Origin of the sequence: Mycolicibacterium moriokaense, from assembly GCF_010726085.1 — a bacterium.
GTDB classification, from domain to species: Bacteria; Actinomycetota; Actinomycetes; order Mycobacteriales; family Mycobacteriaceae; genus Mycobacterium; species Mycobacterium moriokaense.
The window spans coordinates 3,579,048-3,592,088 of record NZ_AP022560.1; the positions used below are offsets into that span (position 1 = coordinate 3,579,048).

The following is a 13,041-nucleotide window of genomic DNA, read 5'->3' on the forward strand; positions in this document are numbered from 1 at the left end:
CGATTTGTGTGCATCGAGGAGCGGTGAGCGCGCCGAAACGCACACAAATCGCTATGGGTGGGGCGTGTTGCGATTCCACTCCACCCAGCCGACGCCGCTGCGACCGTCGGCCGTGGCGACCGTCGCCCATGCGCGCGGGAAGTGGCTGATCCGCCCGTCGGGCGCCGTCAGCAGCACCGGTGCGTGGCCGCGAATGTCGATAGTCGCGACGACCCCGCCGGGGTTGTAGGTGATCGTTGTCGAGGTCGGCAGATCGTCGTCGCCGAACGTCGCCACCGCCGTCACACCCTGCAGTTCGACAAGCGGCTCCCCTACCCGTTGCGTATAGCCGATGCCGATCGGCGGCGCTCCGGGTAACCGGATGTCCACGCCGTGCAGGTGGGTGCCGTCGTCGAGATGCAGTGCGCTCCACACCCAGTCCATGGACCACCAATCGCGCACGCCCCAGGAGTGATCGCGCTGGCCCGGCACCCCGGTCACCGCATACTCGCGACCGTCGACGGTCACGGTGCCCGACACCGTGCACGGCATCTCATATCGAGGCGTGATCCGGTACTGGTACGGAACACCGACGGTCGTCCAGACCAGGTCCATCGTCGCTTCGACCGGCCGGCCCGGGTTTCCGTGCAGCAGGTCCGACGGATCGTCGAACGCCTCGCCGGCACCCCGCACCGTCACCGTGTACGTCTTCAGCGGTTCGGTGGCGGCGAGGTTCAGCGCGATCGCGCCGGTGTTGTGAAAGTCGAGCAGGGCGATGGTCGGCATGTCCGGGCCACACAGCAGCGCATTGACCCAGGTGGTGTTCTCGTTGGGCATCAGACCCAGCCGCACCCATCCGCCGATGCCCTGCTGCGGATCCGCGAAGTCGAAATACCAGCTCTCGCTCCACAGCGGCTCGGTACCCGCGGCGTGGGCTTCCTCGTCGGCGGGATCGGGGGTAAGCGGTTGAGCCACAACGGGTTTCGGTAGCAAATCCAGCGCTCCAGTTTCGAGCACGTGATCGGCGTGCCGCGACAGCATCGTCATGAACAACTGGTCGCCGCGCTCGGTCTGCTCCACGAGCATCGAGCTAACGATCGCCATCATCACCCCGAAGAAGCTCTGCCGTCGCACCCCCTCGCGGACGTCGTCGAGGCTGATCGCCACCCCTGGACCGAGTGCCTCGTGATACGCCCGCAGCAGGTCGCCGTAGTGCTGTCGGCGCACTTCACTCGGCAGGGCGCATCCGACGAAGTAGGCCACATCGGTCATGGCCGGTCCCCAAGTGACGGTCTGCCAGTCCACCACTGTCAACGGCCGGTCCGCACCCGCCTGACCGAAGAGCATGTTGTCCAGCCGGTAGTCGCCGTGGACGAGGCCCATGATCCGGTCGTCGGCGCCCTCGGCCGCCAGATAGGCATCGAAACTGCCGACGAGACGCTCGCACACCGCGCGATGCTCCGGCGCGATCTGCTCGGCGTACCGGTCGATGAACCCGGCGTACAGCTGCTCGATCAGCCCCTGGGTCACCGGCGCGTCGCGGTTGAGCCAGTCCGCCTGCGCCATCGACGCGTCCCCGAACGCGGGCGCATGCAGCCGCGCCAGCTCGGCCAACGCCAGCGTGGCCTGTTCGACTGTCGTGCCGCGCAGTTCGTCGCCGACGACCGCGGGCCGCGCGTCGCCCAGCAGGAGGTGGAAGGCGCCCGTATCGGGCTCGAAGCCGGCCGAATAGCACGCGGCGACCGGTCCGCCGCCGATGGTCGGCGCGATGTCGGTGTAGAACCGCACCTCGCGCTCGTAGAGTCCGAGCGCCAGCCCGGTCTGCCTGCTCACCGGATCGGTCGCGGCCACCTTCAGCACGACCGATGACGGCCCGTCGGCATCGGAGTCGCGGGTCAGCTCGACGCGGTAGCACTCGCTCATCTGCCCGGTGCCGATGCGCTCGAACGTGAAACCCGTGACGGCGAAACCGAGCGCTGCGCTCAACCAATCGGCCGTCAGATCCGACGGCCGCTCCAAGACCTCAGTGGTGCGCACTGGTCGAGGTGGTGTGGCACATGTCGGGCGGCGTTCCCGCGACGTCCAGGGCCGGGTTGCGATCGAAGAAGCCGAACGGTTTGAGCCAGAACGACACGATGTCGACGGGCATGACCGGCCAGTCCTCCGGCCGGGTGATGTGGTGGATGCCGAACACGTACCACATCACGACGTCGGTGTTGTCGATGGAACGGTTGGCCAGCGTCCACTTCGCGAGCCCGGTGTCCCGCGAGGACTGGTTGACGAATTCGCCCGCAGGCCAACGTTCGTCGGGATGATTCGGCGTCACCCACAGAGTATGGCCGATGACGCTGGCCCGCTCGATCACCGGGGAGTCGGGATCGAACATGGGCGGTATCGCGCCGCTGGGCACCAGCTTGTACGCCGGGTGGGTGCCGAGCCCGTTGACGACGTTGGGGTTGACGATCTTCCAGGTGCGCTGGGTCGCGTAGTTGACCTCCTGTTTGCCCTGGCTCTCGGTGCGCAACGGGAAGCTGCGCGTCACCAGTGAGAGGCCGTAGGGATTCTCCGGCCCCATGGGCTCGGCGTGCGACTCGGTCATGACGACGGTGTTGTCGGTGCCGTCGATGTCCATGTCGAGGCGGGCCACCAGGAAGTGCTGGTGGTACGGCGCGTAGGTGCGTTCGTCGACCAGGGTGCCGTTAGGGTGCGGCTGACCGGGCGCGAGCGGCGTCGTGACCATGATCCCGGTGGCCCGGATCTCGCACTCGATGTTGCCGTCCTGGTAGAACCGCCAGTAGATCAGGTACTCGTAGTTGGCGACCGTCACGTGTGACGACACCGTGAGCCTGCGCATCCGGCGCACCTCGGCACCGATGGCGTGGTCCACGTGCTTCCACAGGACGGCGTTGTCTTCCTCGTGGATGCAGATGGCGTTGGTGATCGTGTATGGCTCGCCCTTGCTGTTGTGCAGCACCGCGTCGAGGTAGCGGATTTCGCCGAGGCAGTCGCAGCCCAATTCCAGCGACGTGGTCATGAATCCGAGGCCCCACTCGCCGATGTCGAACGCGGTGCGCCGGTAGTGGTCCTCCGACGAGTCCCGGTACGGGACGATCATCTCGGCGAGCGATATCCGGTGTGCCACAGAGCGTTCCCGGTCACCGTCGCGGTAGGTGATGGTGTGCAGCGTCATGCCCTCGCGGTAATTGAAGCCGACCCGTAGCGACCAGTTCTGCCACCGCAGCAGATTGCCGTCGAGGGTGAACGACGGGCCCTCGGGCTGCTCGATGTGCAACGGCTTGAGCGGTTCCCGGCGCGATGCGGACCGGATGGCCTCGGGGATAACGCTCGGCACGTACTCGCCCATCACGTTGGGCTTCTCGAGGCCGTCGCCGGAGAACGGACCGCTGTCCTCGACGCGCAGCAGCTCCATGGCGTTGAGGTCGATGACGCAGTGCAGACCGCTGACGAGGTTCGCGTATGGACTGCCGCCGGGCTCGTCCCGCACCCAGGTGTCGGACCAGCCGATCCGGCGGTCGCGGTACTCCGGCGGCGCGACCGCGTTGCCGTAGGTCCAGGTGTCGAAGAAAACGAGGTCGATATCGGTGATACCGCGCTTGGCCAACGCCGCTGCGACGTCCGGATGCGACCTCAGCAGCTGGTCGCATTCGGCGAACTCGTCGACGGTGAAGTTGGCCTGCACCCCGGGAATGTGCTCGAACGACTCGACCCGCTCGTCGGTCAGCGACACCGTGCTCTTGTACGTCGCGTTGGCCGAGCGTTGGAAGCAGATCACCTTCGCGCGGCGCGGCGGCGCCGCTCCCCCGTCGTCGAACGCCCGCAACTCGGCCTTGCTGGGCTCGATCAATTCGATGGAGGCGTACCGCCAACCGTCGCCGACACCGTGCTCGCGCTGCAGGAGAGCCGCGACGGCTGTGAACTCGTCGCCGCTGAGCGGATCCAGAGGGTAAACCACGGGAATTACGCAATCACAAATGCGCCACGACGCGCAGCGGTTTGGGGTAGCGCAACGGATTCAGCGGCCGGCCAGGGTGAAGCCTTCCCACGCTTCCCGGCGCGGCGCGTGCGGGTCGTATTCGATGCGCGGTCGGCTGTCGAAGACCTGCACCGCCCGCTCGGGGATCGTGTAGGCTGGCCAGTCGTCGCCGGGTGCCCCCGTCCTGGCGAAGGCACGCCAGCGTGACTGGATGTCGTCGCTGACCCGCAGGGCCGTCCTGCGGTCCGCTGCGGCGGTGAGCAGCTTCCCGAAAGCTGTTCGGTAGACATCGAACACCGCGAGCAACTCCGTCGCATGGGTGGCGCCCAGACCCGACCAGCGCAACGTCCGCGGCGCGTAGTCATAGCGGTAGAGGTAGGTCGGGGCGTGTCGGCTGTGCGCCTCGGCGATCTGCCACGCCGCCGAACCGAACGCGAAGTCGCCGCCGAACTGGATGCACGCGGCGGGGTCGGGATAGCCGGGGTATGCGGAGGTGATGCGTTCCCGCTCAGCGGGTTCCGCCAACGACAGCAGCCGCTCGATCGTCGACTCGGTCATCGGCAGCAGCTTGAGGAACCGGCCGAACAGCCTAGCCTCCTCGGCGTTGGTGCCCACGATGAGCGGTACCCGGTGGGCGTGGCCGTCGCGCATCGCGTCGACCGGGTCCAGGGGCAGATACTCGCTGCCGCTGGTGGGGCCTGCGGCGAAGGCGCCCAGCATGTCGCGCTGGCCGGCGACGATGAGCTGTTCGAACGCGGTCACCAACTCCGTCGGCCTGGCCGCCATCACGGCGGCCGCCCGCTCTCCCGGGCCGGCACCGAGCAGCTCGGCAAACTTGACGGCGTACTCCGCGGCGATCTCTTTCGTGCGCACCATCCCGGCGGCGGGGCTCTCGGAGATCGCCTGGGCGAACAGACCTTTGGCGGCGGGGACGGCCAGCAGCGTTGCCACGGCATGGGCGCCGGCGCTCTCTCCGAAGATCGTCACGTTGTCCGGGTCGCCACCGAAGACGGCGATGTTCTCGCGCACCCAACGCAACGCCATCACCAGGTCGCGCAGGTAGAGGTTATCGTCGAAGGTGTGCTCGGTGTCGGACAACGACGACAGGTCAAGACATCCCAGCGCGCCGAGGCGATAGTTCACCGACACGTAGACGCAGCCTTGGCGCGCCAGCGACGCACCGTCGTAGATCGGCGTCGCCGAAGTTCCCATGAAGTAGCCGCCGCCGTGGATGAACACCATGACCGGCATGGGGGTGTCCGGCGGTGACGTGGGGGTGACGACGTTGAGTGTCAGGCAGTCCTCGCTCATCGGCTGGTAGCGGCCCGGCGCGAGGATCGTGTACATGCGGCGCTGCGGCGCGCAGTAGCCGATTCCGTGGCAGTACCGCACCCCTGGCCACGGCTCGACGGGCTGCGGCGCACGCAGTCGCAGCGGGCCCACCGGCGGACGGGCGTACGGAATTGCGCGCCACCGGTTCACCCCATCACGGGTGAAGCCCTCAACGGTGCCGGAGGCGATCGTCGCGCGGACCGTGTGTTTGTGCATGTCCCGACGGTAGCGAATGGCACCCGCCGCCGCGCCTGGACGGGATCGGCGCGTCGGCCCGCTAGCCTGGCCGCTATGGGAAGGGCCGGGCTGATCGCGATCGTGTTGCTGGTGGCCGGGTGTTCCTCCACCACCGACAGCCAGGCCGAGCGGATCACCCCGATACCGCCCAACACCAGCAGGTCTGCGTCGGCCACCACCCCGTCGAGCACCGCTCCGGCCAAGCCGCCCGCGCCTGGTGCGCCGATGGCCGACGTCATCGCCTGGATCGAGGCGGGCGACACGGCCGACGCCGCGGAGTTCCACGTCGCCACCCGCGACGGCGTGGCCACCGACCTGGGCGAGGACGTCGCGTTCGTCACGCCCTCGGGCACGACCACCTGCATGACCGACTCCCGCTACAGCGATGGAGCGTTGGCGTGCCTAGTCGACCTGGCCGACCCGCCGCCGCGGCCGGACGACGCATACGGCGAGTGGAAGGGCGGCTGGGTCGACTATGACGGGCCAAGTGTCACTGTGGGATCCGTGCACGGCGACCCCGGACCGTTCACCGCAGGCAAGGGTCCCGAATTGCCCTACGGGCGGTCGCTGGGCTTCGGCGACTACCAGTGCCGCGCCGATCAGGCCGGCCTGTTTTGCGCCAACCGCGCCCACGACACCGCGGTGCGCTACAGCGAGGCCGGGATCGAACCCTTCGGATGTCTGGAACCCGTGACGGCACCACCGCAGACCGGCGAGAAGTTCAGCTGCTGAGCGCACGTTCGGCGCAAGACCTCAGGTCACTTAGGCGACGCCCTTCTGCCTCAACAGCGGCAGCACGCCCTCGGCGAACCAGTAGGCCTCCTCCAGATGCGGGTAGCCGGAGAGGATGAACTCGTCGAAGCCCAGCGAGTGGTACTCGTAGATCAGGTTCGCGACCTCCTCGTGGCTGCCGACCAGCGCAGTGCCCGCGCCTCCACGCACCAGTCCGACACCGGCCCACAGGTTGGGGTAGATCTCCAGCTTGTCCACCCGGCCGCCGTGCAGGGCGGTCATGCGCCGCTGACCTTCGGATTCCGACTTGGCATGCAGTTCGGTCTGTTTGGCGATCTGTTCGGGGCTCAGCTCGGCGAGCAGTTCGTCGGCAACCGCCCACGCCGCAGCGGAGGTGTCGCGGCTGATCGTGTGCAATCGGATACCGAAGCGCACCTTGCGGCCGCGTTCCTCGGCGAGTTTGCGCACCCGCTCGATCTTGGCCGCCGCGGCCTGCGGGGGCTCACCCCACGTCAGGTAGACGTCGACATGTTCGGCGGCGATCGGCAAAGCGGCCGCCGACGAGCCACCAAAGTAGATCTGCGGCAACGGATTCGGCGGCGCCGAGACCCGTGCGTCCTTCACGGTGTAGTACTTACCCTCGAAGTCGAACGACTCTTCGTGCCAGACCTTGTTGACGATGTGCAGGAATTCGCCTGTGCGCGCGTAGCGCTCGTCGTGGCTCAGCCAGTCACCGAACCGACGCTGTTCGACGTCGTCGCCGCCGGTGACGATGTTGAGCAGGACCCGCCCCTCGGAGAACCGCTGCAGCGTCGCGGTCTGCTGCGCGGCCAGCGTCGGCGGTACCAGACCGGGCCGGAAGGCGACCAGGAACTTCAGGCGTTCGGTCTCGGCGAGCAGAGCCGATGCCGTCAACCACGCGTCCTCGCACCACGTGCCCGTCGGGGTCAGCACACCCTCGTACCCGAGGCGGTCCGCGGCGCGCGCGACCTCGGCGAGGTACCTGCGTGAGGGTGCGCGGTAGTTGGTGGGCACGATGTGATGCGACGATGCGTGCGATGCGCCGACGATGGATCGGCTGTCACCGTTGGTGGGCAGGAACCAGAAGAACTTTGCGGTTGACGACGGCGAAGACGGCTGTTGTGACACTTCGAGTGCTCCTAATTGCGGTTGAGGTAAAGGGGCGCAAGCGATTCGCTGTACCGGGTATCCACCCAGTTCTTGAACTCCGGCTTGTCGGCGATCTGGCCGGATTCCGCGAACAGGTCGGCGAGTTTCTGTTCCGATGCGATGAGGTCGTCGGACAGCGCGACTGGCAACCGCAGGCTGCGCCCCTGCGCGGCGGTGGCCACCTCGAGATCCAGACCCACTGCGTCGGCGTAACTATGCGCCCACTGCTCGGGGTTGTCCTGCGCCCATCGCGTCGCCTTGGCGTACCGCACGAGCAGATCGTTGAGCGCCGTGTTCCGTTTCGGATCGGCCAGTGCGGCATCGGAGGCGATGCCGAAACCGGCACCGTTCGTGACACCCGCAGCCTCGGCGATGCTGCGCACCGGGATGTCCGCTTCGGTCTGGGCTGTGTAGGGGTCCCAGATCGCCCACGCGTCGACCTGTCGTTGCGTGAAGGCCCCGAGCGCGTCGGCCGGCTGCAGGAAGACCAGAACGACGTCCGACGGCGTCAACCCGACGCGCTGCAGTTGCGCGAGCACGTTGCCGTGCGCCGAGCTGCCCTTGCCGACGGCGATCTTCTTACCGCGCAGGTCCTCCACCGCGCGGATCGAGGAATCGGCGTGGACGAGCACCTTGTCTCCCCTGCCGCTGCCGTCGTACGCCGAGACAACCTTGATCTTCGCGTTGGAGGCGGCGCCGAAGATCGGCGGCGTGTTCCCGGTGATCGCGAAGTCGATCTTGCCCGCGGTGGCCGCCTCGACCTGCGGCGGCCCTGAGGTGAAGGTCGAGAAGGAGACCTTGTACGGCAGGTTGTCCAGCGCGCCCGCTGCCCGCAGCAGCGATTCGGTGCCACCCTTCTGATCGCCGACGTTGAGCGTCAGGCCGGACAGCTCCGAGAGCGCCACCGTCTCAGGGGCTTCGGAAGGACCCGAACTGCTCTGTCGGGAAACGCATCCCGCGAGCAACAGAGTGAGCAGCGCAATTACGGCAGCGAGTTTTCGCATGAATTCCTCTTCGTTGAAGGTCAGATCTGCACACCGAGCTGATCGAGCAGCTCGGCGCGGTAGTGCTCGGCGTTGGTGGACTGCCGGGGGTCGTCGATTTCCAGCGTGTGGGTGATCCGGCCGTCCTCGAGCACCAGCACCCGGTCGGCGAGCGCGACGGCTTCATCCACGTCGTGAGTCACGAGCAGCACGCCGAAGCCGTGCTCACGCCACAGATCCAGCAGCAGCGACCGCATGCTCAACCGCGTCAACGCGTCCAGCGCGCCGAACGGCTCGTCGAGCAGCAGCAGCTTCGGCTCGGCCACCAACGCCCGCGCCAGCGAAACACGTTGGGCCTGACCGCCGGACAGCGTCAGCGGCCATGCCTGCGCGCGGTCGGCCAGTCCGACGTCGGCCAGCGCCCGGTCCGCGCGCTGTTGCGCCTGTGCCTTGGGCAGCCGATTGCGGGTGAGCCCGTAGACGACGTTGGTGCGCACGTCGCGCCACGGGAACAGCCGTGGCTCCTGGAAGGCAATGGCGGGCGCACCCTGCACCGCGCGGTGGCCGGTGTGGTCGGTCGACAACCCAGCCAGTACCCGCAGCACCGTCGACTTGCCGGACCCGCTGCGCCCGATCAGCGCGACGATCTCACCGCCGCCGATCCGCACCGAGATGTCCGCCAGCACATGGTGATCGCCGTACCACTTGTTCACATCTTTGAGCTCGCCTGCGACGTCCGTGGAGCGTGCGGCCGTCAGTGTCATGTGCGGTACCTCAATGCTCGTCGTTCCAGTTCGCGGACGATGGCGTCGGTGCCGATGCCCAGCAGGGCGTACACGATCAATCCGAAGATGATGATGTCGATCCTCAGAAAGTCGCGTGCGTTGTTGATGAGGAAGCCGATTCCCTTGTCGGCGTTGATCTGTTCGGCCACGATCAGCGTCAACCATGCGATCGCCAGCGACTGGCGCAGCCCCACCAGAACCTGCGGCGCGGCGCTGGGCACGATGATGGTGCGGAACCGCTGCCAGAACGAGAACCCGAGCACCTGAGCGGTCTCGAACAACTTCGGATCGACCTGGCGGATCGCCGAAAAGGTATTCAGATACAGCGGGAAGCTCACGCCGAGCGCCACGAGGAACACCTTGGGTAGCTCGCCGATGCCGAACCACAGGATGAAGAGCGGTATCAGACCGAGGTGCGGCAGCGCCCGCACCATCTGCATGGGCGGGTCGACCGTGGCCTCGAACCACCGGGACAGGCCGACGGCGGTGCCGAGCGCAACGCCAAGGATCCCGCCGAGCAGCAGGCCCTCGACCACTCGAATGCCCGACACCCGAAGCGCGTCGGCCAGCTGCCCGTTCTGCAAGACCTCGATGCCGGCCTCGACGATCAGCGACGGGGCGGGCAGCACATCCTGAGGGATGAGGCCCAGCGCGCTGCCCAACTGCCACAGAGCGACGAGCACGATGGGTGAGGCCAGCCGGATCAGTCCCCATTTGCGCTGCCGCCACCCAGCATTGGAGGTACGGGCAGGCGCTATCGGCGCTGCCAGCTCGGCAGGACTAGTCACGGTGCGTCGACGCTACGCAGACGGGCGCCGGGGCAATAGGTTTTGATTCTCGATGATGCAAAGACATCGGCCCTGCCGATGTGATCCAGCACACCGGCAGGGCCGTTGAACAGCAATGATTTTCAGGTGTCAGTTGGGCCGGAAGCTGCCGGTCACCAGCGTCGGCGTCACGTCCTTGCCGTTGATCTTCGAGCTCATCTTGCCGTTGGACAGCCGGGTGATCTGCTGGGCCTGCTGAAGTTGGCGCTTGTTGCGCACCTCGGCACGGAACTGCGCGTCGTTGAGCTGCTGCACGTCCACGGCGTCGAGGACGGCACCGTTGAGCTGCACGCCGACCGCCGAGCCGTCCTCCCGGACCACCCAGGAGGCCCGGACACCGTCGACATCGGCGGTGTACATCCCCGCATCGCCGGTCACCGGCTTCGCTGAGAACTGATAGGCGAGACCATTCATCGTGAGTGTGCCGTCGACGTTGCCGCCGTCGAACTCCGCCTGCAGGGTGTCGCGGAACCGGGACTTGATGTCGATCGCACCGTCGGTCCGGTTGCCGAAGAACCAGGCTTCGTCGTCAGTTCCGTTGCACGCGTAGGCCGCAACCTGGTCGCCCTCGACGGCGATCCCGATGGTCATGGTCTTGCCGTCGGCGGCGGACATATCGGCGATGTAGCGCGCGGACTGCGGACCGTCACTGGGCGTAGCCGCAGTCGTGGTCGGCGACTCCGACGCGGAGGTCGCTTGATTCGATGAGCCGCCCGAGCAGGCGGACAGGGTGCCTAGCGCGACGATTGCGCTGATACCCACGAGCAGTGTGCGGGTGAGTTTTCTCATGTGACCAGCATGAACGGCTGTTTGCGGCGGTACTTGGAGATTGGATGGAGATTGCATGGAGATATCGGACGGCCGGTTGATTCAGACAGCCAGAAACGCGTCGATCTCGGCACGGAACACCTGCCACGCCGGCTCGGATGCGGTCAGCAGATGGTTGTTGCTCGAGAGCGCGACGAGATGGGAATCCGGAATCAGCGCCGCCAGCTCCTCGCCGAAACGCAGTGGGACCCGGTGATCGTCACGCGAGTGCATGATCAGCGTCGGGCAGGACACTTCACGCGCCAGTTCGCGCACATCGATGCGGCCGAACTCCTCGAGGAAGCGCACCGCGTTCTCCGGCGAGGTGGTGCGCCGCTGCAACCGGTCGAACGCCGCCCAGTCGGAGCGGCTGCCGTCCGGCAGGAACTGCGCAGCGAACACCTGGCGGAACGTGGGGTCGTCACGGCCCCAACCGACTCGGGCCAGTTCGAGATCGAGCGCGGCGGCGCGCTTTTCGTCCTCGCTCGTGGCGCGCACCGCGCGTCCCTGCGCGTACGCACCGCACAGCACCAGATGGCTGACGCGCTCGGGATGACGGGCCGCGTAGGCCACGGCGACGGCCCCACCCTGGGACACGCCCAGCAGCGGGAAGCGTTCCAGGCCAAGCGAGTCGACCACCGACTCCAGATCGGTCACCCAGTCGTCGAAGGTGAAATCCGTTGTATCCCAGTCGGATAGACCACAGCCGCGCTCGTCGTAGCGGATGAACCGGCGCTTCTGCGACAGATCGCGCACCCAGTGCTTCCATACGGGGCTCCTGATGTCGTACCCGAGGTGGGTCATCCAATTCGCGGCCCGCACCAACGACGGCCCCTCCCCCGCGACGGCGTACGCCAGCCGGACGCCGTCGGCCGCCTTGCAGAACGCGATGTGCTGGCGCGGCGGCGGTGCGTCCTCGGGCTCCTCGCGGTCCGCGATCTTCGGCGCTGCCGGTCCGGGAGCGTCGGCAATGAGGGTGCCGACGAACTGATAACCGCGTCCGCGAACGGTTCTGATGAATCGCTGCGATTCGCCGTCATCACCGAGTGCGCGACGCACTGCCTTGATGCGGCTCGTGAGCGCGGCCTCGGTGACGAAGCGTCCGCCCCACACGGAGTCGAACAGCTCCTCTTTCGACACGAACCGGTCGGCGTTGCTGACGAGTTGGGTCAGCACGTCGAACACCTGGGGCTCGACACGGATCACCTCACCACCGCCGCGCAGCTCGTAGCGGTGGGTGTCGAGTACGAAGTCCCCGAATCGCCAGATACCAGGCGAGGTGGGCAGAGCGGCTGAAGACTCAGGCGTGGACAGCGTCACGGCGTTTCCCATCGGGAGATTTGCAGGTCGTCCTAACGACGAGCGACCCGCCCCGAAGGTTCGAAAGTTCGAATATCCGCAGCTAGCGCCAGCCGTCGGCCGCTTTGGCCGCGCGCATCAGCGCGTCGCACAGTTGGCGCAATTCCGCCGCGTCCGCGCCTTCGTCGACTGCGGTGGAGACGTCCTCGGCGGCACATCTGACCTGGTAGACGCGGTCCGCAAGTTCTGCGGCCTCGTCGGCGGTCAAGACCACGGCATCGGCAGCCAGCGAGGTGCCCTTGACGAGGGATCGCTGTTCATAGGCCCGCTGCCGACACGACTGCCTGCAGTACTGCCTGCGTCTGCCCAAACCGGCGTCCGCGACTTCACGACCACACCAGCGACAGGGTTGAGAACGCAGCCGACGTACCACGGACCCGACTGTAAACCGGCCGACGTGGGAATCCCGGTATCATGATGGGCCGAGTCGGGAACTGCGTGTCGTGCCGCTGCGTTGATTCTCCGGATGACTTGTTGATTGAGGAGTGCAAACCATGGCTGATCGCGTCTTGAGGGGCAGTCGCCTCGGGGCTGTGAGCTACGAGACCGACCGCAACCACGATCTGGCGCCGCGTCAGGTCGCCAGGTACCGCACTGACAACGGCGAGGAGTTCGACGTCCCCTTCGCCGACGACGCCGAGATCCCTCACACCTGGCTGTGCCGCAACGGTATGGAGGGCACGCTGATCGAGGGCGACGCGCCGGAGCCCAAGAAGGTGAAGCCGCCGCGCACCCACTGGGACATGCTCCTGGAGCGCCGGTCCATCGAGGAGCTCGAGGAACTGCTCAAGGAGCGCCTCGAGATCATCAAGGCTCGCCGCCGCGGCTGACGTTCG

The 13,041-nt window shown here is 67.0% G+C and carries 12 protein-coding genes; 2 read left to right on the forward strand and 10 right to left on the reverse strand.

Annotated features, from left to right (window positions below):
• Positions 1 to 51 precede the first annotated feature (51 nt).
• From G6N43_RS17495 to G6N43_RS17505, 3 genes are read right to left on the reverse strand one after another with little or no spacing between them, the layout of a single operon-like run.
• Complete coding sequence (locus G6N43_RS17495; protein ID WP_083151329.1) at positions 52 to 2,016, reverse strand: DUF7064 domain-containing protein; 1,965 nt, start codon at positions 2,014 to 2,016, stop codon at positions 52 to 54.
• The gene (locus G6N43_RS17500; RefSeq protein ID WP_083151326.1) at positions 2,003 to 3,952 is read right to left on the reverse strand and encodes a primary-amine oxidase; all 1,950 of its coding nucleotides are present in this window, start codon (positions 3,950 to 3,952) and stop codon (positions 2,003 to 2,005) included. Before G6N43_RS17500 ends, G6N43_RS17495 begins: the two co-directional genes overlap by 14 nt.
• A gap of 60 nt (positions 3,953 to 4,012) precedes the next feature.
• Positions 4,013 to 5,521 (reverse strand): carboxylesterase/lipase family protein, encoded by a 1,509-nt coding sequence (locus G6N43_RS17505; RefSeq protein ID WP_083151324.1) that lies wholly within the window; start codon positions 5,519 to 5,521, stop codon positions 4,013 to 4,015.
• Between the two features lie 75 nt (positions 5,522 to 5,596).
• Here G6N43_RS17505 and G6N43_RS17510 point away from each other — a divergent pair, with 75 nt between their 5' ends.
• On the forward strand, positions 5,597 to 6,274 hold the full coding sequence (locus G6N43_RS17510) for a hypothetical protein (RefSeq protein ID WP_083151321.1): 678 nt from the start codon (positions 5,597 to 5,599) through the stop codon (positions 6,272 to 6,274).
• Positions 6,275 to 6,304: 30 nt separating this feature from the next.
• Here the strand turns inward: G6N43_RS17510 and G6N43_RS17515 are convergent, their stop codons facing one another.
• The 7 genes from G6N43_RS17515 to G6N43_RS17545 all read right to left on the reverse strand — a co-directional run bounded on the left by G6N43_RS17515 (position 6,305) and on the right by G6N43_RS17545 (position 12,578).
• Positions 6,305 to 7,423 (reverse strand): LLM class flavin-dependent oxidoreductase, encoded by a 1,119-nt coding sequence (locus tag G6N43_RS17515; protein ID WP_083151319.1) that lies wholly within the window; start codon positions 7,421 to 7,423, stop codon positions 6,305 to 6,307.
• Between the two features lie 11 nt (positions 7,424 to 7,434).
• Positions 7,435 to 8,448: an ABC transporter substrate-binding protein gene (locus tag G6N43_RS17520; RefSeq protein WP_083151316.1), complete on the reverse strand. Its 1,014-nt coding sequence runs from the start codon at positions 8,446 to 8,448 to the stop codon at positions 7,435 to 7,437.
• Between the two features lie 20 nt (positions 8,449 to 8,468).
• A complete protein-coding gene (locus G6N43_RS17525) occupies positions 8,469 to 9,191 on the reverse strand; it encodes an ABC transporter ATP-binding protein (RefSeq protein WP_083151313.1) in 723 nt (240 codons plus the stop codon).
• Positions 9,188 to 9,916: an ABC transporter permease gene (locus G6N43_RS17530; RefSeq protein WP_407664916.1), complete on the reverse strand. Its 729-nt coding sequence runs from the start codon at positions 9,914 to 9,916 to the stop codon at positions 9,188 to 9,190. The genes G6N43_RS17525 and G6N43_RS17530 overlap by 4 nt, the downstream gene beginning before the upstream one ends.
• Before the next feature lie 213 nt (positions 9,917 to 10,129).
• Positions 10,130 to 10,828 carry a hypothetical protein gene (locus G6N43_RS17535; protein ID WP_083151311.1) on the reverse strand — a complete coding sequence of 233 codons (699 nt, stop codon included), beginning with the start codon at positions 10,826 to 10,828 and terminating at the stop codon, positions 10,130 to 10,132.
• An 81-nt stretch (positions 10,829 to 10,909) separates the two neighbouring features.
• Positions 10,910 to 12,178, reverse strand: a complete 1,269-nt coding sequence (locus G6N43_RS17540) for an alpha/beta hydrolase (RefSeq protein WP_083151308.1) — start codon at positions 12,176 to 12,178, stop codon at positions 10,910 to 10,912.
• Positions 12,179 to 12,248: 70 nt separating this feature from the next.
• A complete protein-coding gene (locus G6N43_RS17545) occupies positions 12,249 to 12,578 on the reverse strand; it encodes a hypothetical protein (RefSeq protein WP_083151305.1) in 330 nt (109 codons plus the stop codon).
• Positions 12,579 to 12,699: 121 nt separating this feature from the next.
• On the opposite strand from G6N43_RS17545, the gene G6N43_RS17550 reads away from it, so the two are divergent.
• Positions 12,700 to 13,035 carry an RNA polymerase-binding protein RbpA gene (locus tag G6N43_RS17550; RefSeq protein ID WP_083151302.1) on the forward strand — a complete coding sequence of 112 codons (336 nt, stop codon included), beginning with the start codon at positions 12,700 to 12,702 and terminating at the stop codon, positions 13,033 to 13,035.
• The last annotated feature ends 6 nt before the right edge of the window (positions 13,036 to 13,041 follow it).

Bases quoted from the DNA above. Each gene is read 5' to 3' on its own strand.
- G6N43_RS17505 (WP_083151324.1), bottom strand. From the start codon at position 5,521: ATGCACAAACACACGGTCCGCGCGACGATCGCCTCCGGCACCGTTGAG.
- G6N43_RS17510 (WP_083151321.1), top strand. From the start codon at position 5,597: ATGGGAAGGGCCGGGCTGATCGCGATCGTGTTGCTGGTGGCCGGGTGT.
- G6N43_RS17520 (WP_083151316.1), bottom strand. From the start codon at position 8,448: ATGCGAAAACTCGCTGCCGTAATTGCGCTGCTCACTCTGTTGCTCGCG.
- G6N43_RS17525 (WP_083151313.1), bottom strand. From the start codon at position 9,191: ATGACACTGACGGCCGCACGCTCCACGGACGTCGCAGGCGAGCTCAAA.
- G6N43_RS17535 (WP_083151311.1), bottom strand. From the start codon at position 10,828: ATGAGAAAACTCACCCGCACACTGCTCGTGGGTATCAGCGCAATCGTC.
- G6N43_RS17540 (WP_083151308.1), bottom strand. From the start codon at position 12,178: ATGGGAAACGCCGTGACGCTGTCCACGCCTGAGTCTTCAGCCGCTCTG.
- G6N43_RS17550 (WP_083151302.1), top strand. From the start codon at position 12,700: ATGGCTGATCGCGTCTTGAGGGGCAGTCGCCTCGGGGCTGTGAGCTAC.